Origin of the sequence: Microbacterium phycohabitans (assembly GCF_032464935.1) — a bacterium.
Lineage (GTDB): Bacteria > Actinomycetota > Actinomycetes > Actinomycetales > Microbacteriaceae > Microbacterium > Microbacterium phycohabitans.
This window is the reverse complement of the sequence record NZ_JAWDIT010000001.1, coordinates 724,876-748,074: the sequence shown is the minus strand read 5'-3', so window position 1 is coordinate 748,074 and position 23,199 is coordinate 724,876. Positions and strand designations below refer to the sequence as shown.

The following is a 23,199-nucleotide window of genomic DNA, read 5'->3' as shown; positions in this document are numbered from 1 at the left end:
GTCCTGAGGAGGACCCAGTGGCTAAGGCCAAGTTCGAGCGGACCAAGCCGCACGTGAACATCGGAACGATCGGTCACGTCGACCACGGCAAGACCACGCTCACCGCTGCCATCTCGAAGGTGCTCGCCGACAAGTTCCCGTCGGCCACCAACGTTCAGCGTGACTTCGCGTCGATCGACTCCGCGCCCGAAGAGCGTCAGCGTGGTATCACGATCAACATCTCGCACGTCGAGTACGAGACCCCCAAGCGTCACTACGCTCACGTCGACGCCCCCGGTCACGCCGACTACATCAAGAACATGATCACCGGTGCCGCTCAGATGGACGGCGCGATCCTCGTGGTCGCCGCCACCGACGGCCCGATGGCTCAGACCCGCGAGCACGTCCTGCTCGCCAAGCAGGTCGGCGTTCCCTACCTGCTCGTCGCGCTGAACAAGAGCGACATGGTCGACGACGAGGAGATCCTGGAGCTCGTCGAGCTCGAGGTTCGCGAGCTGCTGTCGTCGCAGGACTTCGATGGCGACAACGCCCCCGTCGTGCGCGTCTCGGGCCTCAAGGCTCTCGAGGGTGACGAGCAGTGGGTCAACTCGATCGTCGAGCTCATGGAGGCCGTCGACGAGTCCATCCCCGACCCGGTGCGTGACAAGGACAAGCCGTTCCTCATGCCCATCGAGGACGTCTTCACCATCACCGGTCGTGGCACGGTCGTCACGGGTCGCGCCGAGCGCGGTACCCTCGCGATCAACTCCGAGGTCGAGATCGTCGGCATCCGCCCGACGCAGAAGACCACGGTCACGGGTATCGAGATGTTCCACAAGCAGCTCGACGAGGCCTGGGCCGGCGAGAACTGTGGTCTGCTCCTCCGCGGCACCAAGCGTGACGACGTCGAGCGCGGCCAGGTCGTCGTGAAGCCCGGTTCGGTCACCCCGCACACCAACTTCGAGGGCACGGCGTACATCCTGTCCAAGGAAGAGGGCGGCCGCCACAACCCGTTCTTCACGAACTACCGCCCGCAGTTCTACTTCCGCACCACCGACGTGACCGGCGTCATCACGCTGCCCGAGGGCACCGAGATGGTCATGCCCGGTGACACCACGGAGATGTCGGTCGAGCTCATCCAGCCGATCGCCATGGAAGAGGGCCTCGGCTACGCGATCCGTGAGGGTGGCCGCACCGTCGGTGCCGGTACCGTCACCAAGATCCTCAAGTAAGTCTCTCCAGACTTCACTCGGCAAAGGCCGGGCCTTCGGGCCCGGCCTTCGTCGTTTCCGGATGCCGTCGACGGCCTCCGTCTCCGCCTTTCGGGCGCCGTTCGCGGCGCCCGCTTCTGCATTTCTCGGCCGGTCATTTTCGGACGCTTCGCGGACGCCATGAGACCTTACCGATGTCGACCAGTAGTCCCCTTCGCGACGATCGCGTGGCGGGTTCGACCGGTTCCCGCTTTTTCGCAAAAGGGGAGAATCGATGTTGGAAGAGCTGTCATCGGACAAGGCGACGGGTGCGACGGGTTCCGCGCGGGGTATCGAGCGGCGGACCGTTCTGAAGGGCGCCGCGTGGTCGGTTCCGGTGATCGCGGCCGCCGTCGCGGCCCCGGCAGCCTCCGCGTCGGTGAACAACGCGAACGCCCTCCTCACGAACAACGTGACGAGCCTGCTGGCCTTGAACGTGCTCGACTCGGCGACGGTGCTGACGGCCGCGGTGGCCATCACGGTGCCGACGACCCTGCGCATCACGAACGGCGCCGGAGCGTTGTCGGGCAACGCGACGGTGACGATCACCGTGGGGCGCCCGGGTGGGATCGACGTCTCGGTCGGACGCGCGTACGGCTTCGGCGTGTACCGCTTCGACAGCACGCTGACGACGTCCGGCCAGCGCACCGCGACGTATCAGAGCGCTCCGATCGTGGGGCAGTACGGCTTCCCCGTCACGACGTTCACCACGACGAAGAACGTCAGCGTCGCGTCGGGCGGCACCCTCGACATCCCCGTCGAGTGGGGCCTGGCGGGTAACCGCACCGGGCTGTCCATCAACGCGCTCGCGTCGTTCCCCATCTCCGTGAGCGTCGTGATCGCGGGACGCACCCTCGCGGCATCGGGTTCGATCCTCGTGCCGGTCGGAGCGGGCATCCTCTGAGCGAGGACGTCGCATCCGAACGCTCGACGGAGGCGTCGATCGGCACCAGTAAGTACCGATCGCCCTTTGACCGCGTTACGCGGGGCACTACCTACGTCGCTACGCAAATGCGTCGCGGGCGGTGTCGTCAGGCACAAAGCGGTCGTTAGCGTTCGGATCAGGACGACGGCACCCCGTCTCCCGAAGTAAGGGGCGGGAGCGGGATGCCGTCGTCCAGGGCATCACCATCCTTCGACCGTGCGGGCGGGCGGTCGACACATCCCCTTATCGTCACTCGCGCTGCGATCGAGGCTGGGGGGTCGGATGAGCAGCATCGCATCGTCGACCCACGCGGTCGATGTGGGCCCGGATCGCGCCCCGATCCGCGCGCTGCTGCGGGATCACCTGCGGATGTCGCGCATTCCGCATCCGGCCGGCGTCACCTCGGCCGGGCGCGCCGCGATCACCTTGCACGCGGTCGATCACGGTGATCTGTGGCTGTGGTCGGAGGTCGGCGATACCGGCTACATCGGGATCGTGTTCCCCGTGGACGAGGCGCAGGCGATCGTCGAGGGCGAAACGCCGCGCGAGGGGGCGGACCGTGCGCCGATTGTCCTTCGGCACGGATTCCCCATGCGCCTGGTCTGGAGTCGTGGAGCGGCGGCAACGCTATGGCTTCCGCGTGCCGCAGTGGAGGACCTCGGCCTCGACGTCGAACGTGTACCGAGTCGGCCGTCGGCCACGACGGCCGCGCTGGCGGCGCGGGCATACGTGACGACGGTCGCGGGAATGCGGCCGGCGTTGAGCATGGTCGAAGCGATGGTCATGGAGCGGACGCTCCTCGACATCGCGTTCGCGTTGTTCTTCTCCGCGGGGGAGCGTGAGGTGGTCGCGGCGGCGCGAACCTCCACGTTCAATCGCGTCCGGTTGCTGTTCGAGTCGAGGTTCACGGATCCTCGGTTCTCGGTGGCGGCCGCCGCGGCGGAGCTGCACGTGTCATCGCGACACCTGCACCGCCTCTTCGAGAAACGCGGAACGTCGCCGTCGACGTATCTTCGGTCGCTCCGCGTGGATTTCGCCCGTGCCCTCCTGGAGGTTCGGGCCGACTCGGGAATGACGGTGCAGGGCATTGCGCGGCAAAGCGGCTTCGCGTCGGAGCGGACGATGCGGCGCGCGCTTGCCGAGACCACGGCCGCGTCGGCGTGACGTCGGTCGACGCCACTCTTCCGAGCGCGCTAAGAATGAGGGTATGAATGCGTTCGAGCGTGTTCAGCGAGACACGTGAGTGGGTTCTAGAATCGTGTGCCCGAGACATTTCTCGGTCGTCGCGGCGGAATTCCGGGGGGCGACGTCGTCGCAATGACGGCGCGGAAGAGGAGTGTGTTCGATGGAGTTGCAGACCTACCTGCGCATCATTCGAGTGGGCTGGGTGTGGCTGATTCTCGGCACTCTTCTCGGCATCGGGGCGGCCGCAGGCTGGGTGGCGTTGCAGAAGCCCGTCTACACCGCGGATGCCAGCGGTTTCGTCGCCGTGACGGGGCAGGGTGAAGACACCGGGTCCGCGCTCATCGCCGACAATCTCGCGAAGTCGAAGGTCAAGTCGTACATCGACCTGGGGACGTGGCGGTCGGTCGCGGAAGACGTCATCACGCAGTTGGGGCTCGACACCCGCCCGGAGACACTCGTCGATCAGGTACGTGTGAGCAATCCCGTCGACACGGTGAACCTGCTTGTCGTCGCGAACGCGTCGACGCCTGAAGGCGCGCGTGATCTCGCGCAGGCGTGGATCCAGGCGATGTCATCGGAGATCTCGCGGCTCGAATCTCGGGACGGCGGTCAGGCGCTCGTGCAGCTCGTCGCGGGGGATTCCGCGCAGCTGCCCCGTTCGCCCAGCTCCCCGAACTGGCGTATCGCCCTCGCCGTCGGAGGTCTGATCGGCCTCGCCGCCGGTGTTTCCGGTGCCGTTGTCCGCTACGTTCTCGACCGTCGCATCCGCTCCGCGGAGGTGGTCGAACGCGAAACGGGGCACCCCGTCGTCGGCACCATTCCGCTCGAGAAGTCCTTCTCCGATACGGGACGACTCGTTCCGTTCGACGGCGGCATGAGCGGAGGCGCTCGAGCGAAGTTCTTCCGGGTGGCGGAATCGTTACGCGAACTGCGCACGAACCTCCAGTTCATCGACGTGGACAATCCTCCGCGCGTGATCGTCATCAGCAGTCCGCTCCCCGGTGACGGGAAGTCCACGACCAGCGCGAACCTCGCGATCGTGCTCGCAGCGAGTGGGCAGCGCGTGGTCCTGATCGACGGCGACCTCCGGCGGCCCATGGTCGCCAACATCTTCGGCCTCATCGACGGCGCCGGTCTGACCGACGTGCTCGCCGGACGCGCCCTCTTCGACGAGGTCGCGCAACCGGTCGGCGTCGACGGCAACCTCCTCGTCCTCGGCGCGGGGATGCTCCCGCCGAACCCCTCCGAGGTGCTCGGGTCGGAGCGCATGCGCGATCTCATGCGCACGCTCTCGGCTGACGCGACGATCATCATCGATGCCCCGCCGCTGCTCCCGGTGACCGACGCCGCGGTGCTCGGACACCACGCTGACGGCGTGATGGTCGTCGCAAGCGTCGGCAAGACGACGATCGAAACGTTGAACAAGGCGATGCTCAACCTCGAGAAGGCGAATGCGCGCTGCCTCGGGGTGGTCATCAACCGCGTGCCCGTCCGCGGTCGTGGACGAGGCTACGACGACTACCAGTACACCGGCGACTACTACGCCGCCCCGCCGTCGGCGACTCCGGAGCCCGTCACGGCCGCGGGCCCGTCGACGTCATCCGCGACGGAGGCGCGAGGTTCCTCTCGAAAGACCGAGGGGGGCGGCACCCGCAGAAGTACGGCGATAGCCGTCCCGGCGCCCGGTGAGGGTCCTTCGCCGTCGCGGCGTTCCCGACGTGCGGCTCGATGAGGAAACGAGCCGCGGCGGAGGCCTGATCGGTCTCGCTCAGTGACCGGTCGGCTGCAGCACACCCTTCGAGGCGAGAGCTTCGATGAAGGAGGCGACCGTCGGTCGCACGTCGGTCTCGTCGACCTCCCAGAGTCGGACCATCTCGGCCACGATCTCGTTCTCGTCACGTCGACCATCGACGAGCTCCCAGATGGCGGCCCCCACCTCGGAGAGTCGGATGACGGCGAAAGGCGTCGTCCGAGCGGGGAGAGCGATGTAGGCGGCGGATCCCTCCTGCGTCCAACCGACACCGTCTGCGCGTCGCCACACGGGCGTCGAGTCGGTCATTCAGGGCCTCCGTCGGCGTGCGGCGGCGAGGATGCGGAGCAGCTTCACCGGCGCTGTCACGATGCGGTGCAAATAGAACCGAAGCAGGCTGAGCGGATCGTCTGCGACACCGAAGAACGCTTGAGCGAAGCGCGGGCTCGGGACGAGCTTCCGAGCCGCCAGGCGAACGCGCGTCGACCAGCTCGCGCCGGCGAACTGTTCGGCGAGGGTCTCGGGGAGATCGTCCGGGGATTCGACGCGACGCCGCCACAGCGCGGTCAGCCGGTCGGCTTCGGGAGTCAGAGTGACGGTCGCGCCGGTCAGGCTGCGCAGCGTCTCGCGCAGAGGGCCGGCCGCTCCCGTTATCTGCGCTCGTTCCGCGAGGTCGCTGAGGTCGGTCGACAGGCGTGAAGTCGCGCGTTCCTCGAGGTCGGCGAGCTGGCCGGTGTCGCGGGAACGCGTGGCGTGCAGCGCTGCGATGAGCCAATGGTCGGCCACGCCCGGGACCGGGCAGGCTCGGTGCGCCAGGACGATCGTGGTGCGGGCATCCCACAGCGTGTCGAACACATCCTGAGCGGGATTCAGGAACCCCGGGTAGTACCGGTGGAGATCCAGATGGCACGGCCACTGTGGGTGTTCGAGGGTCCTGGCGTGGGGAGCGAGCACGGTCCCCTCCCGGGGGAGGTCGACGAGGACCGCCCTGTCTCGATCGGTCCATCCGCTCGAACGCAGGATCGCCCACAGGCGTTCGAACGCCGACGGGTCGACCAGCACGTCGACATCCGAGGATCCGCGGACTGCGCGCAGCCCCTGGTCCGCGAGCACACGGCCCTTGATCGTCAGGATGCGGATGCCGTGGAGTTGCGCGAAATCGTTCACCGCTGCGGCGAGGAGCTCGACCGCCACGTTGTGGGGGAGAGGGACGAGCTCGATGCCGGCATCCGGTGTTCCGGTCGAACCTGTCTCGACGCGGCTCCCCTCACGGCGACGTGTGCTTGCCATCAGCGTTCCGGTCGTCCCCACTTCATCCAGCGCGTGAGCGCGAGCCTACTTGAGTCTTCACCCGGGCGGGCGCGACGGATGATCGTCCCGGGGCGTGTGTCCATCTGCCACCGGGCCGATTCGGGTGCAACCCGTATGATGAGCGGGTGAATGATGCTCCCGTCGGCCCGAGCCGGAGATCCCGTCGGGAAGCGCACGTTGTCAGCGGCGTACCGAACGGCGGGGAGGATACCCCTTGGTCGGCGACCAGAACGGCGTCCGCGGATCTGTCGCAGAGCGTGGGCGGGGACGACGTCTCCTCGGCAGCGCGCGCACGCCGCGACCGCGACGCCGGCTCACGGGCGCACGGCGGCTTCGCCGGCACGTGGAAGCCCCTCGCTGCCGCGGTCGGCGCGCTCGTCGTCGCGATCGCCGTCGGCTCGCTCGCCTCGGTCGCCTTCGACGGTGACACCGGCCGCAGCGTCGGCGGTCTCGCGGCAGCTCTCATCCTCGGGGCGACGGGACTCGCTTTGGCGGCGCGTACCCGCGTGAGCGGGTTCTTCTCGCTCCGGGCGCTCGACGTGCTGTGGGCCCTCGTGCTCGGTGTCATCCTGCCGTTCCTCACCGGTGTGTTCGCCGGCGACCTCGGGTTCCCCGCGCTCGCGGCGCTCTCCCCGCGTTGGCTCGTGCTCGGAGTGGCGGCGCCGTTCGTCGTCGTGCTGGGCCTGACGTTCTTCGCGATCTTCTTCGTCTATCCCGCCGCCGAGTCGTTCGCCGCCACGCGCCTGTCTTCGGTGTGGAGCCGGGTCGTGGCGGCAGCGGCGTCGACGCTCGCCTTCGCGGTCGTTCCGGCGGTGTTCTCTCCGACGGTGTCGGGGATGCCCCGGGCCCTGCTCATCGGCCTCGGGCTCGCGGCATCCGTGTTCGTCGCCCTCTCGCGTCGGTCGTGGGGGCCCCTGCTCACAGGCCTGGTCTTCACCGCCGTCTGGGTCGCCATGGCGGCTGCGGGCTACGTGCTGGCCTGAGTCGATCCGGCCTGGGCCGGTGACCCGGGCACGCTCCTCGAGCGACAGCGACCACCGGTCCCTGCGGGCCGCCCTCAGCGACCGCGTAACGTCGGCAGCGCGGCGACGCTGAGCGCCAGCAGCGCCGAGAGCTGCACCGTCGCCACACCGGCTGCGGCCCCGGCGACGCCGCCGACACCGGCGCCGATCAGGACGGCCGGCACGATGAGCACGGCCGCCACGCACACCGAGGCCAGGTAGGCCCCGTCGCGCCCGGACGGCAGCACGACGCACATTCCGAGCGCGGTCGCCAGGGTCATCGCGGCGAGGGCGATGCCGCCGAAGAGTGCGGTGAGCGGGGTGATCTCGAAGCCGGGTCCGAGCACGACCGGGGTCGCCGACGGGGCCACTAGCGCGAAGCCGGCGCCGAATGCGAGAGCGAGCAGCCCGTGGATGCCGACCGCTCTCCGCATCCGTCGGATCCCGGCGGCTTCGGTCGCCGATGACACCCATCCCTGGAACGACGACGTGATCATGTACACGCCGATGTAGCCGTACTTCAGGACCCGGTCGAAGGGCGCGAACCCGATCGCCGCGGGCGAGGCGGCCACGCCGAGAGTGGACAGCGGGGCCGTCTCCGAGAACGTGAGCAACCCCGCGGCCAGCGCCGTGCGCCAGCCTCCGCGATACGCCGACCGCGCGTCGCGAAGCGCCTCGCCGATGGCGAATCGCTCGCGCAGGCCGATCAGCCACGTCGCGAGGGCGAACGCCGCGAACGTCCCTGCCAGCAGGATTACGGGATACAGCAGGGGGATGCCGGTCGCCAGGGCGATGACGGCGCCGGCGAGGTTCAGCACGATGCGGGGGACCGCGTCGAAGACCAGAGCCAGGAGGGGGCGACCGACGCCCACCGCGTACCAACTCAGCGAGAGCCCCTGCAGCGAGAAGGCCAGGGCGGAGACGATCGCGAGCGCGTGATCATCGGCATGGCTCGCCATGGCCGCGACGAGGGCGATGACGGGGAGGATGACGATGCTGTTCGCGCCCCGCACGACGATGCTGGCGCGGAAGACACGCGAGGGATGGGAGGACCGCGCCGCTTCGACCGGACCGCGCACGGCCCAGCCGAAGGTGATGAGGGTGGCCGCGAGTGTTCCGAGGGCTTGACCGATCGCGATCTCCGCGAAGCCCGTGGGGCCGGCGGCGCGCGTGATGAGCGGCAGCGCGATCAGGGGCGAGATGGCTGAGAGGGCCGACACCCCGGTCAGCAGGGCGACGCTGCGGGCTCGGTGCGGACGCGGTGCCTCAGGTGCGGTCGAGGTCACGTTCGTCCTCGGTCAGGGGCCGCAGCAGCACCGCGATGAGGATCCAGGTGACGGCGAACCAGAACATGCTCGTGAGGGTCGCCGACAGCAGGTAGGAGGCGAGCAGGCCGGCTGCGACGGGCTTTCGGGGCCGCGGCACGCAGACGAAGACCGCGATGAAGAGTGCGACGAGCAGGCCGAGGCCGACGATGCCCCCGTCGTAGAGCACCTGCACGGGGAGCATGATGATGTGCCCGCTGACGCCGGGTGTGCCGGGCTGATCGTGGCGGAGGCCGAAAGTGTTCGTCCCGTTGCCGAACCAGAGGTTGATGCCCTTCATCTCCTGCGCGGCGAGACCGGCGACCTCGAGGCGGAAGCCGATCGTGCCGCCTTGGAAGTCGACGTCGCCGATCTTGTTCTGCTGTTCGGGGTTGGTGGGGTCGGGCTCTCGGGTCGGGGCGGGGGAGGGGGACACCGTCGGCGTGGTCGCCGGGGCGCCGGTCGAGATCGGGGCGGAGGCCGTCGCCGCGGGCAGGGTGCGATCCGCGGGCTCTGTGCCCCCGAGCGCGGCGACGATTCCGTAGGTGACCACGAGCGTCCCGATCAGCACGAGGGCGGGCGCGATGCGCCGCACGCGTTCCCCCCAGCTCGAGCGGAGCGAGAAAACGGTGAACAACCCGAAGACCGCGAGTCCGAGCACGAGACTGAAGACGGCCGTGCGCGTCTGCGACGCCACGAGACCGAGGGGCACGGAGACGGCGATCGCCGCGATCTCCCATCGTCCGATGCCGCGCCGGGTGATTGCGAGCAGCGTCCAGAAGATCAGGATCGAGGCGTAGATGTTGGCCTCGATCGCGGTGACCCGGGCGACGTAGACCTCGTAGAGGTAGTCGAAGTCCGCGCCGATCGCCACCTGACCGCGGGTGAGGTTCGCGACGGCGTAGGCGGCGAAGCCGACGAGCGCCCAGGGAGCGACCGAGAGGCGTCCGAGCCGACCGGCGAACTCGGCTCCCTCCGCGAGCGCCATCATCGACACCAGCAGCAACAGATCGATCATCAACCACACGAGGATCGACGCGCTCCACGTGAGGCTGGGCGAGAAGATCAGCGTCGCCACGATGTTCCACGCGACGAAGGCGGCGAAGACAAGTGGTACCGGATGCCGCAGAGCGCGCAGGAATGCCGACCGCAGGGTCGGGTGGGTCAGCATCCATCCCGTCAACAGGAGCGGGACGACCTGTTCGACGCGCACGCGGAACCCGAGGATCTCCGCGTCGTACCGGCCCAGGAACGAGCTGACCACCACCGCGGCGATGAGGCCGAGTGTGAGGAGGCGGGTCCGGCCGGTCAATGAGGGCCGCTGAAAGGCCGATGCGGTCGAGATCGTCATCGTGCGACCTCGCTCCAGAGCTCGTCGCGCATACGCTGATCGAAGGTCTCACGGGAGAACAGCTGCTCGAAACGACCACGAGAAACGGACGCGGCCGCGCGGACGGTGTCTTCGTCGAGGCCCTCCAGCGCGCGGGTCCATGCGTCCACGTCTCCCGGGGCGACCAGCAACGGGCTGTCCCCCGCGATCTCGCGCAGGCCGCCGCCGTCGCTTGCGAGGAGAGCGCGCCCCGCACCGAGGGCTTCAATGGCGATCGTGGGCAGTGGGTCGGGGAGGATGCTCGGCACGATCACGACATGGGCGGCGTCCAGGTGGGCACGCACATCCGCGGTCGGGCCCACGACGGTGATGGTGTCCGGTCGGGGGGAGGCCGCGACCAGCGCAGGAACGTCGACCGCCTCGCCACTCGGCGGCTTGTCGCCCAATACCGTGAGATGAAGGTCTTCGCGTCGCGCAGCGTTCCACGCGGCCAGCAGGACGCCGTGCCCCTTCCAGGCGTTCCATCGGCTCGCGACGACCAGGCGGATGCCGCCGGCGAAACCGGGCAGCTCGGTCGGCGGTTGAGCGGAGAAGCCGTTGTTCACGACCCGTGTGCGCGCGCGAAGGGGCGTGGGCAGCACATCGGCGACCGCACGGCTCACGGCGATGATGCGATGCGCGAAACGCAGGAAGGGGACGACGGCGCGCGATCGCTCGTCGATGTGCTCATGGAGGTGCAGAACCACACGTGCGCGCGAGGCGCGGGCGGCGGGCGCGACAAGGGCCGCGGCGGCGGTGTTGAGGTAGACGAGCCGGGGGCGAGCCGCCAGGAGGCGCACGCTCGTGATGAGCGTCCTCCATGCCAGTCCCGGCAGTCGCGCCGGACGCAGGTAGGCCCTGCGCATGATGGGCAGAGCGAGATGACGCACCTGAATGCCGGCATCTTCGAGCGCACGCGTCAGCTGTCGTTCGGGGTACTCGACGTCGGTGGGCAGCCAGACCTCGACGTCGAGATCGGCGGGTGCCGTCCGCAGCGCCTCGAGAAGCACACGATCGGCGCCGTACATTTCGTCGGAGGGGTGGATGACAATGCAGCGATTCGTCTTCACTCCGCGCCCCGAGATTTCAGCTCGCGGGCGGGAATGCCGCCGTAGACGGCGCCGGCGGGGACGTCGCGGGTCACCACCGCGCCGGCGGCGACGACGGCGCCGTCGCCGATCGTCACTCCCGAGGTGATGGTCACTCCGCTGGCGATCCAGCATCCGGATCCGATGGTGATGGGCGACCACTCGACGCCCTGCGACTTCACGTCGAGCGAGGGGTCGCTCATCACGTGGTCTTCCGCGAAGACGCGGACCCCGGGACCGAGCATGGTCTTTTCGCCGATGTTCACTCCGCCGGAGCACCCGATGTAGCACCCCGGTGACAGGCTGCTGCCGTCGCCCATGACGAGGCCGACGCCTATCGCGCGGGAGTAGTAGCTGCTGGGGCGGATGAGCGTCCCCGTTCCGATGGACACTCCGCTCCCGAACCGGATGCCATCGCGGCTGAGGCCCTGGATCTCGGCGAAGTCCTCGACGACGAGATCGCGACCGGCATGCACGAGGTGTGGGTTGCGGACGCGGACTCCTCGTCCGATCAGGGGGAGACCGTGCGATGTTCCGAGGCGGGGGGCGAGGAGCGCGCCGCGCACGGCCATGGGACCGACCTTGCCCGCCAGCTGTGCGCTGACGATGCGCCACCGCTCACTACCGGCCTCGCGCAGACGTTCGCGCTGCTCATGGATGATCTTGCCGGCGATGCCCATGGCGTCAGCGTTCCCGTTCCTGCGCTTCGTTCACGCGGTTGGCCGCGGAGGTCAGATGCGAGCGCAGCAGCCGTTCGTAGGCGGCGTTGACGCTCTCCCAGGAGTAGGCCGTGCGGGCCCGCTCCACCGCCGCCGCGCTGAGCTGCTGCTGCCTCTGGGGGTCATCGAGCAGACGGCGGAGAGAAGCCTCGATGTCCGCGGGAGCCGGGCCGGTGAAGTCACCGGCTTCCGCTCCGAGCACCTCGCGGCTGTGAACGGTGTCGCGCGCCAGGATCGGAGCTCCTGCGGCCATCGCCTGCACGAGAGCGGGATTGGTGCCCCCCACGCTGTGTCCGTGGAAGTACGCGCCCGCGTGCTGCCACAGGCTGTCGAGGCGGTTGTCGTCGTGCACGTGTCCGAACCAGTGGAAGCGCGGCAGCCGCGCGGCGAGGGCTGCCGCCCGATCGTCGAGCTCACCGCCGTAGCCCGCAGAACCCACGGCGATGACGTCATGCGTTTCGGCAAGACGTTCGGCGGCGTCGAAGAACGGGCCGACGGTGTTCTCCGGCACGAAACGCGCCACGAGTAAGGCGTACCCGCGATGCGAGAAGCCGGGTTCGACGGGCAGCGCTGCGGGCGCGTCGGCGCCGTAGGGGATGAATTCGCCCCCGACACCGAAACGCGACTGCCAGGCGTCACCGATCGTCCGCGCGTCGACGACTCTTTCCGTCGACCATTTCGCGGTGACGTGCGCCCCCGCTTTGAAGACGGCCTTACCGAGCGCGCTCCATTTCTCGCGTTCCCATTCGAGGCCGTCGACATTGACGATCGTGGGGATGCCGCGCGCACGCAGCATCGGCAGCCAGAAACCATTGGCGACATTCATGATGAGCGCCACATCGGGACGCCGACGGACGGCATCGAAGGTGGAGGTGAATCCATACGACAATGTGCTGAGAGCGCGGGAATCGATGCCTTTCGTCTGCCGCGAAAGCACGCGGCGGTCGCGCTCGGGATCGTCGAGTTCGATCGAGCCGGGGCGGCCGTAGACCGTCACATCCCACCCGTGCTCCACGAGGTACGGCGAGAGCCGGCGCACCGCGGTTTCGAATCCGCCGTAATAGCTCGGATACCCCCGGGTGCCGATGATGGCGACGGACGGCGTGCGGTCGGATCCCACGCGGCTCCTCGTCTTTCGGCGGGTAGGAATCGAACGGAGCCCCCAGGGTTGGCACTTTGTGCATCAACCGTCTTTCCATTCGACTCCGCTAGCATACCGATTTGCGCGACGGGCCCCGTTGCGCTCGACGCCGGACCTCGGACTCACGGCGTGAACGGAATGTGATGTCGCGTATCTCCCTCGCCCGCCTGAGCCCCACGAGAATCGCGTGGATCGCGCTCGGCGTCGTTACGGCGTTTTTCGTCGTCCTCGTCGCGGCGGTGGGAATAGGCGCCTTCATCGCGCAGAAGGAATTGCGTGCTGCCGTGCCCGTCGTCTCGCAATTGCAGGATGAGTTCGGGGGCGACGATCCTGCAGCCGTCCAGGCGTCCGTGCAGAAGCTCCAAGGCCACGCGTCGGCCGCGCGTGGCGCCGCGGACACACCGTTGTGGTGGATCGCCGAGCAGGCCCCCTTCGTCGGTCCGACCCTGCACGCGGTGCGGGAGTCGACGGTCGCCATCGACGAGCTCGCCCAGGGGGTACTACCTGCGCTGTCTGATGTCGACCCTGCTCTTCTGCGCCCGACCGGCGGGGTGTTCGACGTGGCTGCTCTGGCCTCCCTCGCCGCTCCTGTCTCCACCGCGGCCGACGCGGGGGAGCGCGCGTCCGACGCCCTCTCCGGCGTCGACCTCGCCGACACCCCCGGGGTGCTGCGTCAGCCCCTGTCGCAGCTCACAGGTGCCGTCGCCGCGTTGCAGCCGGCACTCTCACGCGCGAACGCGCTCATGCCGCACATGTCGACGATGATGGGCGCGGACGGCCCCAAGAACTACCTTCTCCTCGTCCAGAACAATGCCGAGGCCCGCGGAACCGGTGGCATCCCGGCATCCGTGGTCATGCTGCGTTTCGACGGCGGCAAGCTGGAGATCGCCGCGCAGGCGACGAGCCGCGATTTCACCAACAAGCGGCAGTCGCCCATCATCCCGCTCGACCCCGAGGTGGTGAAGCTCTACGACGACAAGGTCGGCCGGTACTCGCAGGACATCACGTCGACACCCGACTTCACCCTGTCGGCCGAGCTCGCCAAGGCCTACTGGACCGAGTCGTTCGGCACGCAGGTCGACGGGGTCATCTCCATCGACCCCGTGGTGCTGTCGTACATCCTCCGGGCGACCGGTCCGATCACGCTCGCGACCGGCGACAAGCTGACGTCGGGTGATGCGGTCAAGATCCTGCTGAGTGACGTGTACGCGCGGTACCCCAAGAACGACGATCAGGACGCGTTCTTCGCCTCCGCGGCGGTGGAGGTGTTCGACGCCGTTTCGTCGGGGGACTTCAAGCCGGTCCCCTTCGCGACGGCCGTCGTGCAGGCGGTCGACGAGAACCGCATCTACTTCCACTCCTTCGACGAGGGCATCGAGTCCGCCTTCGACGGGTCACGGCTGTCCGGGCCGCTCCCCGAGAGCGACGGCCCCGACCAGACGACGCTGGGCGTATTCGTCAACGACCTCACCGAGGGCAAGTTGAGCTTCTACACCTGGATGTCCGCCGACGTCGTCGCCGACCGCTGCTCGGCGGTGCCCACCTACACCACGACGGTCACCTTCGTGAATGCGCTCGACCAGGCGACCTCGGACGGCCTCGTGAACTACGTCGACGGCGCGCGGCACTACCCCAAGGGCACGATCGGAACCGACATCCAGTTCTACGGACCCAGCGGTGCCCGCTTCGTCAAGGCGACGATCGACGGAGCCGATGTCGAGATCACCAACGGAGAGCACCTCGGCCGACCCGTGGGGCGCATGTGGGTGGTCAACGGTCTGCAGCAGGCGCACACCCTGACGATGACCTTCGAGGGCGCGCCCGAAGACGGCGGCGAGGTGTCGCTCGTGCACACCCCCATGGTCAACCCGGTGCGAACGAGCGTCACCGAGACCACCTGCGGTTGACCCGCGGCACGCGACCGTCGGTGGGCTGCCGACGGTTGCCGTGGCGACGTCTTAGAGCACCGTGAACAGGTAGGCGTAGGCCGCGAGAAGACCGAGGTTGATCAGTCCCGCGATCGGGGCGAGCAGTCCGACCGAACCACGCCGCAGAATCACCGCGACGACAGCCAGGGCCAGGCCGAGCACGGCACCCGCAGCACTGAGGGCGAGGGTGCCGGTGAGAGACAGCGTCTCGACGAAGGCCGCCCACAGGCGAGCCACGACCGCCAGTTGCACCCCGAGGGAAGCGAGCGCGGCGAGCAGAGACAGGGTGCCGAGCACGCGGGGGGCGGTTTTCACGGGGCGAGCCTACCCGAGGGGCTTTCGGCGCCCGGAATCGCCCGCGCCGGTGGGAACACGACGAAGTGATAGAGCAGGAACCGGATGACGGTCACCCCGCCGATCGCGAAAAGGTTGACGATGTTGAGACCGACGGGGTCGGCCGCCCCGAACACGGCCTCGAGCGCGCGCGCTCCGAGCCAGACGGCGCCCGCACCGAGACCGGTGCAGACGGCATTGACCAGGAGGAACTTCACCATCTGCCGTCCGGCGCCCGTGCGTGCTCGCGACCGGAAGGCCCACTCGCGGTTGCCGATGTAGGCGTTGACGAGGGCGATGAGCGACGCGACGATCTTCGCGGCGACGGGACCCATTCCTGTCAGAAGCAGCAGATTGAAGGCGGCGATCTCTATCGCGGTGCTGATCGCGCCCACGATCAGGAAGCGGGCAGACAGAGCGCCCGCACGACGAAGATTCCGGCTGCGCCCCACGAGTGTCATACGCTACATGTTCGGGGGAATTGCCGGGTGAATCCGTCCCGGCTGAGAGCGGGGATGCCAGGGTGCAGGCGCAAGACCATGTTGCGGTCGTGATACCGGCCTTCAACGAGGCCGAGGCGCTGCCGTCTTTCCTTGCCGAGGTTCGCGCAGCGTTCGCCGGTATCGGTGCTCGCGCCACAGTGATCGTCGTGGATGACGCCTCGACGGACGACACCGCGGAAGCTGCGTTTACGCTGGCGGACGTCATCCGATCCCCCCGCAACCGCGGCCACGGGCCCACAGCCCTCGCCGCTTACGAGGCGGGACTCCGAAGCGGAGCCGGGACCATCGTCCACGTTGACGGCGACGGCCAGTTCTACGGGGACGACATCGCGCGGGTGGTGACCGCCCTCGATCACAGCCACGCCGATGTCGTGCACGGCGTGCGACGGGGGCGCACGGATCCGTGGTTCCGCCGCGTCCTGAGCGGATTGGTCCGCTTCGCGGTGCTGTTGCTGTGCGGCCGATCGGTCCCGGATGTGAACACTCCGCTCCGGGCGTATGGACCCACCGCTCTGCGCCGCCTCGTCGATGGTGTCCCGTCGGACGCGCTCGTGCCGCACGTGCACTTCTCGATCGCCGAGGCTCGTGAACGACTTCGCGTGCGCTACGTCTCCGTGGCGAGCATTCCGCGCCGCGGGGCCGTCTCGCAGGGAACCATGTGGGGTGGCGGGCGTGCGCGCGCGATCCTCCCCCCGCGCCGCTTGGTGCAGTTCGCGTTCCGGGCACTCATCGAGTTGTGGCGCGTCAGCATCGTCGGTTCGTCCCCCCGCCGTATCGCTCGTGACGCGATCGTGCACGGCTGATCGTGCGCCAGCTGTTCGCCTGGACGGGACTGGGGCTCTGCCTCGCTCTCGTGCTGACGGCGACCATGTCTCCCACCCCGATCGACAGTGGGTACGAAAGCGCCATCGAGCGGGTGCTTTCGGTCCTGCACCGCAACGGCGTGCCGGCGTGGTTCGGATACCGGTGGTTCGAATTCTCGGCCAACATCGCCATGTTCCTGCCGCTCGGGTACTTCGTTTCGCTGGTCTTCCCGACTCGGTTCCTCTGGCTGGCGCTACCGCTGCTGCCCGCGCTGTCCGTCGCCCTGGAGACGGTGCAGTTCTTCGTCCTCCCCGCGCGCTTCGCCACCATCAACGACGTCATCGCGAACACCATCGGGGGGTGGGGAGGTGTCGCCGTAGCCGCGCTGACCGTCGCCGCCGTACATGCGCGCGATAGACGCGTCCTGCAACGGTGGCGCGAACGTCACGTCGTCGGCGTGCGCGAGGTCGCCTCGTGACCTCGCTCCGGCCTCGCGATGTCCTCCTCTCGACGACGGCAGCGCTGATCGTCAGTCTGGCCGCCTATGTTCCGATGATCATCAGCGGGCACATCACGCGGGACTCCGGCGTCTTCCTGTACACGGGCATGGTGGTGTCCCGGGGAGGGATGCCATACGTCGACTCGTGGGACCACAAGGGACCGCTTCTCGCCGTCATCGAGATGCTTGCATGGCGGATCGGAGGCGGGATCGTCGGTGGCCCCCTGCTCGAGGCCGTCGTGTTCGCCGTTGGCCTGGCGACAGCCGGGGTGATCTGGTCGCGTTGGATCCGCGGGTGGGCGGCGGCCGTGGTGTTTCTCGTGGGCATCACCTACCTCGGCGTCTTCGAGGGCGGCAACTTCACGGAGACCTGGTTGTTCCCCTTCCAACTCGTCGCCTACAGCCTCTTCGCGCACGTTGCGATGAGCGTGGGCCGTGGTGCCGCGGCGCGAACGGTGACTGTCGTCGGACTCTTCTTGGGTCTGGCCCTATCGGTCGGGCTATTCACCCGCATGAATAATGTCGCGGGTTTGGTGGCGGTGGTGGTCGCCGGTGTCCTCTACTTCAACCGGCGGGTCGTGCTCGCGGTGGCGGTGGTCGCCGTGGTCGCGATGATCGGACTCGCGCTAATTCTGTGGTTGTGGGCAGGAGACGCTCTGCGCGCCGCCGTCGACCAGTACCTGCGTTACAACCTCTTCTACTCTGAGAGCACGCCCGTGGGCGAGCGGGTCGAGTCGTTCGCGACTCTGTCGCAGCTCCTCGTCTCGGGTGCGGTCGTAGCCACGGCCCTGTTCGTCAGCGGCGCATGGGCTCTCCGGCGCGCGACGACGGATACCCAGGGGCGAACGGGCGCCATAGTGGTGGTCCTGTTCCTCGCCGTGGGCGGTGTCGACGCACTCTCGCAGATGGCGTCCGGACGCCCCTATCCCCACTACCTCGTCGTCGCGATCGCCGCATTCGCCGTGAGCATCGTCGCCGCCGGAGCCGACCTGCGACCGTTGGTCTCGCGCTGGTGGCGGGCCGAACGACGCGCGGGTGCCCGCGGCGCCCGCGTTGCCGCGCTGTTCGCCCTGTCGGCGATGATCATCTCGAGTTCGGGCGCCAGCGCTCTACAGGGCCTGCGCACCACCACCGGTGCCGGTGTCTTCGTCGCTGGGTCTTACCAGGAGCAGATCGTGGACCACGTGTTGGCCGAAACCGCTCCCGAGGACCGGGTACTCGTTCACGGAGCCGAGACGTGGATCCTCGCGGCGTCGCAACGGCTCTCGCCGACGGCGATCACGTACTCGCTCCCAGTTGAGCAGGGGTATGGCGGTTTGCCGGCGCAGTACCTGGCCGATATCCAGGAATTCCCCCCAGCGCTGATCGTGGAATCCCCGGTTTCGTGCGGCATTTCGACCGAATGCCCCACCGAAGACGCTCACTTCGCGGGGCTCGCGCCCTGGGTTGCGGCCTCATATGTCCTCGAGGGCGATGAGGTGGGATTTCGGTTCTGGCGGCGCGTGGGGAGGTGAAGGGCCGGCAGACGGTTCGGGAGTCGCTCCGAATGGCGACCGAGTGACGGGTCCTGGAGATACCCGTCGGTACCGGAGCGCTTCATCTACTTGTCGCTCGTCGTGCACGTACGACATGGATTCTCGGCGATCGCCTAGTATGGTTTCGAATTCGCTGGCTTCATTCGCCGGCGTCGGAAATGTCTACGGTGCTTCCCTTACCTCCGTTGGCTCTGGCGTGGATACCGCCATAGCCGTCGACTGTTCGGGTGACTGTCGACCGGTGGTGTCATCTGGGGATGAGTCAATCTCTCCAGAGGGCACTCATGAAGAACCAGGAATACCCGCGGCGCGGGCCCCGCGTCCTTCTCATTTTCGGGGTCGCCGTGTCGCTGGCAGTAGGAATGCTCACGCCGGTGAGCGCAGCCTCGGCCGTCGATGTGGCATCCGTCTCAGCCGGTGAGGTGACGTCGGCCCATCCGCGATTGCTCGCCGATGACGCGCGCTTCGCCGCACTGAGGTCGCAGGTGAAATCCGACGCGTTCAGTGTGAAGACGTACACCGCAATTCTGGCTTCCGCCGATGCCCTGTTGACGAAGCCGACCCTCACGTATTCGAGCTCCGACGGGGTCAGGATCCTCGACACCAGCCGTGAAATGGTCGAGAGGGCATACAACTTGGGGTTGGCATGGCAGGTCACCAAAGATGCGAAATACGCTGAGCGGCTGTGGAAAGACCTCGACGCCGTCACCCGCTTCACCGACTGGAACCCGAATCACTTTCTCGACACAGCCGAGATGACGCACGGCGTCGCGCTTGCATACGACTGGCTGTTCTCGTACTGGACAGCCGATCGACGGGCGCGACTTTCGGGCGCCATCATCAACTTGGGACTCAAGCCGGCAGAGCCGGTCTATGACGCCCCGGAGGGCAGCAACGGGCCGTACACGCACGGGGGCAACTGGGCTCAGAACGCCAACAACTGGAACATCGTTGTCAACAGCGGGCTCGCGATCGGAGCGATCGCCGTCGCCCAAGACGACCCCGCGCTATCCTCCAAGATCCTCGGTGCGGCGATCACGAGCATTCAGCGCGGAATCGGTGCCTATGCGAACGGTGGAGGCTACGCAGAGGGTCTGAGCTATTGGGATTACGCCACGCGCTACCTCGTCGTGCTCCTACAGAGTCTTCGATCGGCCACCGGAGGTGACGCCGGCCTCTCTTCGCTCCCGGGCTTGGACGCCACGGGGTACTTCCCGATCTACCTCACAAGCCCGTCGGGAGAGCGATACAACTTCGGCGACAGCGAGAAGGGCGTAAGTCGGGGGCCGGTGCTAGCCGGTCTCGGCGACCTTTACGGCAATGCGTCGTTCACCTATGCCGGTATCGACGAAGGCCGGGGCGGGAGCTCTGTCCAACGTCTTCTCTGGTATCAGCCCGGGCGCCCCTCGACGTCGCCGGCGGCAAGCGATCTGCCGCTCGACCGCAACTTCCCCAATGCCGCGGTCGCGAGCTTCCGATCCTCATGGACCGATCCGAATGCGACCTTCGTCGCATTCCGCACGGGGAGCATGCCCGCCGCAAGCCATCAGAACCTCGACGCCGGGAGTTTCAACCTCGACGCGCTCGGACAGAACTGGGCGACGGAGCTGGGCAAGGACGACTACGGACTGGCCGGATACTTCGATGAGGGGGCCTATGGCCAGCGGTGGGACTACTACCGGATGGCAGCCGAGGGTCAGAACACCCTGGTGATCAACCCGTATACGTCGCGCCCGACCTCGTTGGCGGATACCCCGGCGGCTCGCGTCGAATCGAACCTTATGTCGGCGCTGTCCGTCGCGGATCTTTCCGCGCAGTACCCCAACGACGTCACGTCGTGGAAGCGCGGCATCAAGCTGTTCGACGGTCGGCGACAGGTGATCGTTCAAGACGAGATTCGCTCATCACGACCGGTGGAGGCCCTCTGGTCCATGCATACCTCGGCATCCATTCAAATCGCTGGCGATGGCCGGTCGGCGACGCTGACCAAGAATGGCAAGCAGGTTCTCGCGCGCATCGTTTCGCAGAGCGCGTCGGCCACGTTCGTCGACACCGCCGCGGCTCCCCTCCCATCGTCGCCTCACCCGGCCAAACAGAACGCGAACGATGACGTTCGCAAGCTCGCCATCGCGGTGTCGACGAAGGGCAACACGACGCTCGCCGTCCAGTTCACCCCCTTGACGAGCGGCCTCGCCGCGCCGTCAGCCGCGGGGATCGTCGCACTCGACAACTGGAGGCTCGACGCCCAAGGCACCTCACGTGCAGAGGGCCTCCGCGTCGGTGGCGCCGACATTTCCGGTTTCGCCGCGACGACGTTCGCCTACACGGTCCCGTGGGACCCGGGGGCGGGCGTGCCGGCGGTCGCTGCCTACAAGACTGGCGCGACCGTCACGAGCACTCTTCCCACGAGCATTCCAGGAGTGGCGACGACCACGATCACGGAACCCGGGAAAACACCCTCGACGTATCGCGTACTGCTGGAGCGAGGGCCGATGAAGATCAAGTCGGCCGTAGCGACCCGTACGACCGAGGGATCGCCGGGTCTGACGTTCGATGGCGACCCGACCACTTACTGGACGACCTGGCAGGACAACTCGATCACCTACACGTTGGATCAACCTCGTTCGATCAAATCGCTTCAGATTGATTGGCGCGCGAACAGGTCGCGGCATACCAAGTTCGAGGTTCAGACGTCTTGGAACGGCTCGACCTGGGTGACGAGATACGACGGAGCATACGACGGATCGACTGGTTCGCAGTTGATCGTCCCGACCTCGAGCGCATTGTCGAAATGGGTGAGGATCGTCGGTCACGGCGATCAGGCCACCGATCCGAAGACGTCCCTCAGCGAGATCAAGCTCTACAGCTATGCGGTGACCGTCCCGACGGCGACCCCCTCGGGGAGCCGACTCGCCTCGGTGAGAATCTCGGGCGTGCCTTCGACAATGACCAAATCACAGTCGGCCGCGATCGCCTTCACGGCCACGCGCGCTGATGGGCGCACGATCGATCCGTCATCGCTATCGTCAGTGCGCTACGTGTCAGGCAACTCGGCGGTCGCCCAGGTGTCCGCATCAGGTGTGGTTACGGCTCTGGCCGGAGGCGAGACCTCCCTGGGCGTGATGGTCACAGCGGGGGGCGTGACGGAAACTGCCTACGTGCCGGTGAAGATCGACGATCCTCAGCGAGTGCGCCTCTATGCGGATGCCGACACCTGGGTCCGCGGCGGAGCGACCTCGACGAGCAACTACGGTGCTGACGTCCAACTCGCGGTCAAGCCGGCCAACTCCGGCTCCACCGACGAGTCATACACGCGTCTGGCCTACATGGGCTTCGATATCTCGGCGTTGAAGGGCAAAGAGGTGGCGTCAGCCATCCTGACCACGACGGCCGCAGTGACCGAGCCCTCGGGGGAGCGTGCGCGTATCGACGCCCACGCAATCGACGCGACATGGACGGAGAGCGGGCTGACATTCGCAAACCGGCCAGCCCTGGGGGCGACGGTAGGGAGCACGGCGGTCGATACCGCGTTCGCCGCGAGGCAGACCGACATCAGCAATTACGTGGCCGGCAAGGCCGCCGCCTCCGCAGGCAGGCTCTCCCTCGGATTTACACAGGACACCCCGTTCCTGACCGGTCAGCCCCTGATCACGCAGATCAGAAGTCGCGAATCCGCGGACCCGCCGTATATCGATGTGGTGATCAAGCCTGAGCCGGCGACCAAACTCGCGCCGTACTTGAGTTCGGTCGAACTCACCGGCGTGGGCTCCACTCTTTCGCTGGATCAGACCGCTCAGCTCGTGGTCACGGCCAAGAGCACCACCGGGAGCACAATTGACGCTAGCGCTCTGGTGGTCACGTACTCGTCTAGTGATCCGACGATCGTGGACGCCGGTGCGTCGGGGGTCCTCACGCCGAAGTCGGTCGGGACGGCGACGATCTCGGCCTCGGTCACGACGAACGGTTCGACCGTCGTCCAAAAAACGGATGTCGGGGTGACGGATCCGACGAAGCTGCGCCTTTACGCCTCGGGAGACGCCTACGTTCGTGGAGGCGACTCGGCCGACATGAACTTCGCTTCCGAATCGAAGATGCCCGTCAAACCGCCCACCGGGGGATCTGCTGATCAGACCTACACTCGGTTCACGTACATGGGCTTCGATCTCAGTGCGCTCAAGGGAAAGAAAATCGTGTCGGCGACGCTGTCGTTGAACGCAGCCATCAGCGACGCGACGGGCGATCGGGCGAGACTCGACATCCGTGCGGTCGAGGGAGCGTGGTCCGAGGCGGTGTTGACCTTCAACAACCGCCCAGACATGCTCGCGCCGATCGGGAGCGTCGAGGTCGACCGAAATTTCGATTACCGCACGCTCGACGTCGCGGATCGCCTGCGCACCCTCCTGGGCTCCGACGCGAACAGCATGTCGTTTGGATTTACGCAGGACGCGCCGTTCCTCACGCCGAAACCGGTCATTATGCAGATTCGGAGCAGAGAGTCGACCGTACCGCCCTACCTCGACATTGTCGTGGAAAGGTAGGTCGACTTTGTCTGCGGCGCCGAGGCCGGGACCGAGG

General features: G+C 67.5%; 19 protein-coding genes. 10 read left to right on the top strand and 9 right to left on the bottom strand.

Going from position 1 to position 23,199, the window contains the following annotated elements; translation table 11 throughout:
• The first annotated feature begins 17 nt into the window (after window positions 1-17).
• The 4 genes from tuf to RWH44_RS03575 all read left to right on the top strand — a co-directional run bounded on the left by tuf (window position 18) and on the right by RWH44_RS03575 (window position 5,071).
• Window positions 18-1,211, top strand: coding sequence for an elongation factor Tu (gene tuf, locus RWH44_RS03590; RefSeq protein ID WP_058595425.1), 1,194 nt, complete (start codon window positions 18-20; stop codon window positions 1,209-1,211).
• A gap of 253 nt (window positions 1,212-1,464) precedes the next feature.
• The gene (locus RWH44_RS03585; RefSeq protein ID WP_316003497.1) at window positions 1,465-2,133 is read left to right on the top strand and encodes a hypothetical protein; all 669 of its coding nucleotides are present in this window, start codon (window positions 1,465-1,467) and stop codon (window positions 2,131-2,133) included.
• A 303-nt stretch (window positions 2,134-2,436) separates the two neighbouring features.
• Complete coding sequence (locus RWH44_RS03580; protein ID WP_316003496.1) at window positions 2,437-3,318, top strand: AraC family transcriptional regulator; 882 nt, start codon at window positions 2,437-2,439, stop codon at window positions 3,316-3,318.
• Window positions 3,319-3,499: 181 nt separating this feature from the next.
• The gene (locus tag RWH44_RS03575) at window positions 3,500-5,071 is read left to right on the top strand and encodes a tyrosine-protein kinase domain-containing protein (RefSeq protein ID WP_316003495.1); all 1,572 of its coding nucleotides are present in this window, start codon (window positions 3,500-3,502) and stop codon (window positions 5,069-5,071) included.
• 36 nt (window positions 5,072-5,107) lie between these two features.
• Here RWH44_RS03575 and RWH44_RS03570 read toward each other — a convergent pair whose 3' ends face one another.
• Entirely contained in the window at window positions 5,108-5,398 is a 291-nt protein-coding gene (locus tag RWH44_RS03570) for a PqqD family protein (protein ID WP_298871016.1), read from the bottom strand.
• Window positions 5,399-6,379, bottom strand: a complete 981-nt coding sequence (locus RWH44_RS03565) for a nucleotidyltransferase family protein (protein ID WP_316003494.1) — start codon at window positions 6,377-6,379, stop codon at window positions 5,399-5,401.
• 278 nt (window positions 6,380-6,657) lie between these two features.
• On the opposite strand from RWH44_RS03565, the gene RWH44_RS03560 reads away from it, so the two are divergent.
• The gene (locus RWH44_RS03560; RefSeq protein ID WP_316003493.1) at window positions 6,658-7,383 is read left to right on the top strand and encodes a hypothetical protein; all 726 of its coding nucleotides are present in this window, start codon (window positions 6,658-6,660) and stop codon (window positions 7,381-7,383) included.
• A 74-nt stretch (window positions 7,384-7,457) separates the two neighbouring features.
• Here the strand turns inward: RWH44_RS03560 and RWH44_RS03555 are convergent, their stop codons facing one another.
• Genes RWH44_RS03555 through RWH44_RS03535 form a run of 5 tightly spaced genes read right to left on the bottom strand, consistent with a single transcriptional unit; the run spans window position 7,458 to window position 13,001 of the window.
• Entirely contained in the window at window positions 7,458-8,687 is a 1,230-nt protein-coding gene (locus RWH44_RS03555; protein WP_316003492.1) for a polysaccharide biosynthesis protein, read from the bottom strand.
• The gene (locus RWH44_RS03550; protein WP_316003491.1) at window positions 8,668-10,056 is read right to left on the bottom strand and encodes an O-antigen ligase family protein; all 1,389 of its coding nucleotides are present in this window, start codon (window positions 10,054-10,056) and stop codon (window positions 8,668-8,670) included. The genes RWH44_RS03555 and RWH44_RS03550 overlap by 20 nt, the downstream gene beginning before the upstream one ends.
• A complete protein-coding gene (locus RWH44_RS03545) occupies window positions 10,053-11,144 on the bottom strand; it encodes a glycosyltransferase family 4 protein (protein WP_316003490.1) in 1,092 nt (363 codons plus the stop codon). The genes RWH44_RS03550 and RWH44_RS03545 overlap by 4 nt, the downstream gene beginning before the upstream one ends.
• Window positions 11,141-11,842, bottom strand: a complete 702-nt coding sequence (locus RWH44_RS03540) for an acyltransferase (RefSeq protein ID WP_298871030.1) — start codon at window positions 11,840-11,842, stop codon at window positions 11,141-11,143. Before RWH44_RS03540 ends, RWH44_RS03545 begins: the two co-directional genes overlap by 4 nt.
• 4 nt (window positions 11,843-11,846) lie before the next feature.
• Window positions 11,847-13,001 (bottom strand): glycosyltransferase, encoded by a 1,155-nt coding sequence (locus RWH44_RS03535; protein WP_316003489.1) that lies wholly within the window; start codon window positions 12,999-13,001, stop codon window positions 11,847-11,849.
• A gap of 164 nt (window positions 13,002-13,165) precedes the next feature.
• On the opposite strand from RWH44_RS03535, the gene RWH44_RS03530 reads away from it, so the two are divergent.
• Window positions 13,166-14,929, top strand: a complete 1,764-nt coding sequence (locus RWH44_RS03530; RefSeq protein ID WP_316003488.1) for a DUF4012 domain-containing protein — start codon at window positions 13,166-13,168, stop codon at window positions 14,927-14,929.
• A 51-nt stretch (window positions 14,930-14,980) separates the two neighbouring features.
• Here RWH44_RS03530 and RWH44_RS03525 read toward each other — a convergent pair whose 3' ends face one another.
• On the bottom strand, window positions 14,981-15,265 hold the full coding sequence (locus RWH44_RS03525) for a hypothetical protein (protein ID WP_316003487.1): 285 nt from the start codon (window positions 15,263-15,265) through the stop codon (window positions 14,981-14,983).
• Window positions 15,262-15,735, bottom strand: coding sequence for a GtrA family protein (locus RWH44_RS03520; protein ID WP_316003486.1), 474 nt, complete (start codon window positions 15,733-15,735; stop codon window positions 15,262-15,264). Before RWH44_RS03520 ends, RWH44_RS03525 begins: the two co-directional genes overlap by 4 nt.
• Window positions 15,736-15,833: 98 nt before the next feature.
• Here RWH44_RS03520 and RWH44_RS03515 point away from each other — a divergent pair, with 98 nt between their 5' ends.
• The 4 genes from RWH44_RS03515 to RWH44_RS03500 all read left to right on the top strand — a co-directional run bounded on the left by RWH44_RS03515 (window position 15,834) and on the right by RWH44_RS03500 (window position 23,162).
• Window positions 15,834-16,589 (top strand): glycosyltransferase family 2 protein, encoded by a 756-nt coding sequence (locus RWH44_RS03515; protein ID WP_316003485.1) that lies wholly within the window; start codon window positions 15,834-15,836, stop codon window positions 16,587-16,589.
• A 2-nt stretch (window positions 16,590-16,591) separates the two neighbouring features.
• Complete coding sequence (locus RWH44_RS03510) at window positions 16,592-17,068, top strand: VanZ family protein (RefSeq protein ID WP_316003484.1); 477 nt, start codon at window positions 16,592-16,594, stop codon at window positions 17,066-17,068.
• Window positions 17,065-18,603, top strand: a complete 1,539-nt coding sequence (locus tag RWH44_RS03505) for a hypothetical protein (RefSeq protein WP_316003483.1) — start codon at window positions 17,065-17,067, stop codon at window positions 18,601-18,603. The genes RWH44_RS03510 and RWH44_RS03505 overlap by 4 nt, the downstream gene beginning before the upstream one ends.
• Before the next feature lie 305 nt (window positions 18,604-18,908).
• The gene (locus RWH44_RS03500; RefSeq protein WP_316003482.1) at window positions 18,909-23,162 is read left to right on the top strand and encodes a CBM96 family carbohydrate-binding protein; all 4,254 of its coding nucleotides are present in this window, start codon (window positions 18,909-18,911) and stop codon (window positions 23,160-23,162) included.
• The last annotated feature ends 37 nt before the right edge of the window (window positions 23,163-23,199 follow it).

What these genes read in the sequence shown, in the direction of transcription:
- RWH44_RS03585 (WP_316003497.1), top strand. Translation starts at nt 1,465, where the DNA reads ATGTTGGAAGAGCTGTCATCGGACAAGGCGACGGGTGCGACGGGTTCC.
- RWH44_RS03580 (WP_316003496.1), top strand. Translation starts at nt 2,437, where the DNA reads ATGAGCAGCATCGCATCGTCGACCCACGCGGTCGATGTGGGCCCGGAT.
- RWH44_RS03575 (WP_316003495.1), top strand. Translation starts at nt 3,500, where the DNA reads ATGGAGTTGCAGACCTACCTGCGCATCATTCGAGTGGGCTGGGTGTGG.
- RWH44_RS03570 (WP_298871016.1), bottom strand. Translation starts at nt 5,398, where the DNA reads ATGACCGACTCGACGCCCGTGTGGCGACGCGCAGACGGTGTCGGTTGG.
- RWH44_RS03565 (WP_316003494.1), bottom strand. Translation starts at nt 6,379, where the DNA reads ATGGCAAGCACACGTCGCCGTGAGGGGAGCCGCGTCGAGACAGGTTCG.
- RWH44_RS03550 (WP_316003491.1), bottom strand. Translation starts at nt 10,056, where the DNA reads ATGACGATCTCGACCGCATCGGCCTTTCAGCGGCCCTCATTGACCGGC.
- RWH44_RS03540 (WP_298871030.1), bottom strand. Translation starts at nt 11,842, where the DNA reads ATGGGCATCGCCGGCAAGATCATCCATGAGCAGCGCGAACGTCTGCGC.
- RWH44_RS03530 (WP_316003488.1), top strand. Translation starts at nt 13,166, where the DNA reads ATGTCGCGTATCTCCCTCGCCCGCCTGAGCCCCACGAGAATCGCGTGG.
- RWH44_RS03500 (WP_316003482.1), top strand. Translation starts at nt 18,909, where the DNA reads ATGAAGAACCAGGAATACCCGCGGCGCGGGCCCCGCGTCCTTCTCATT.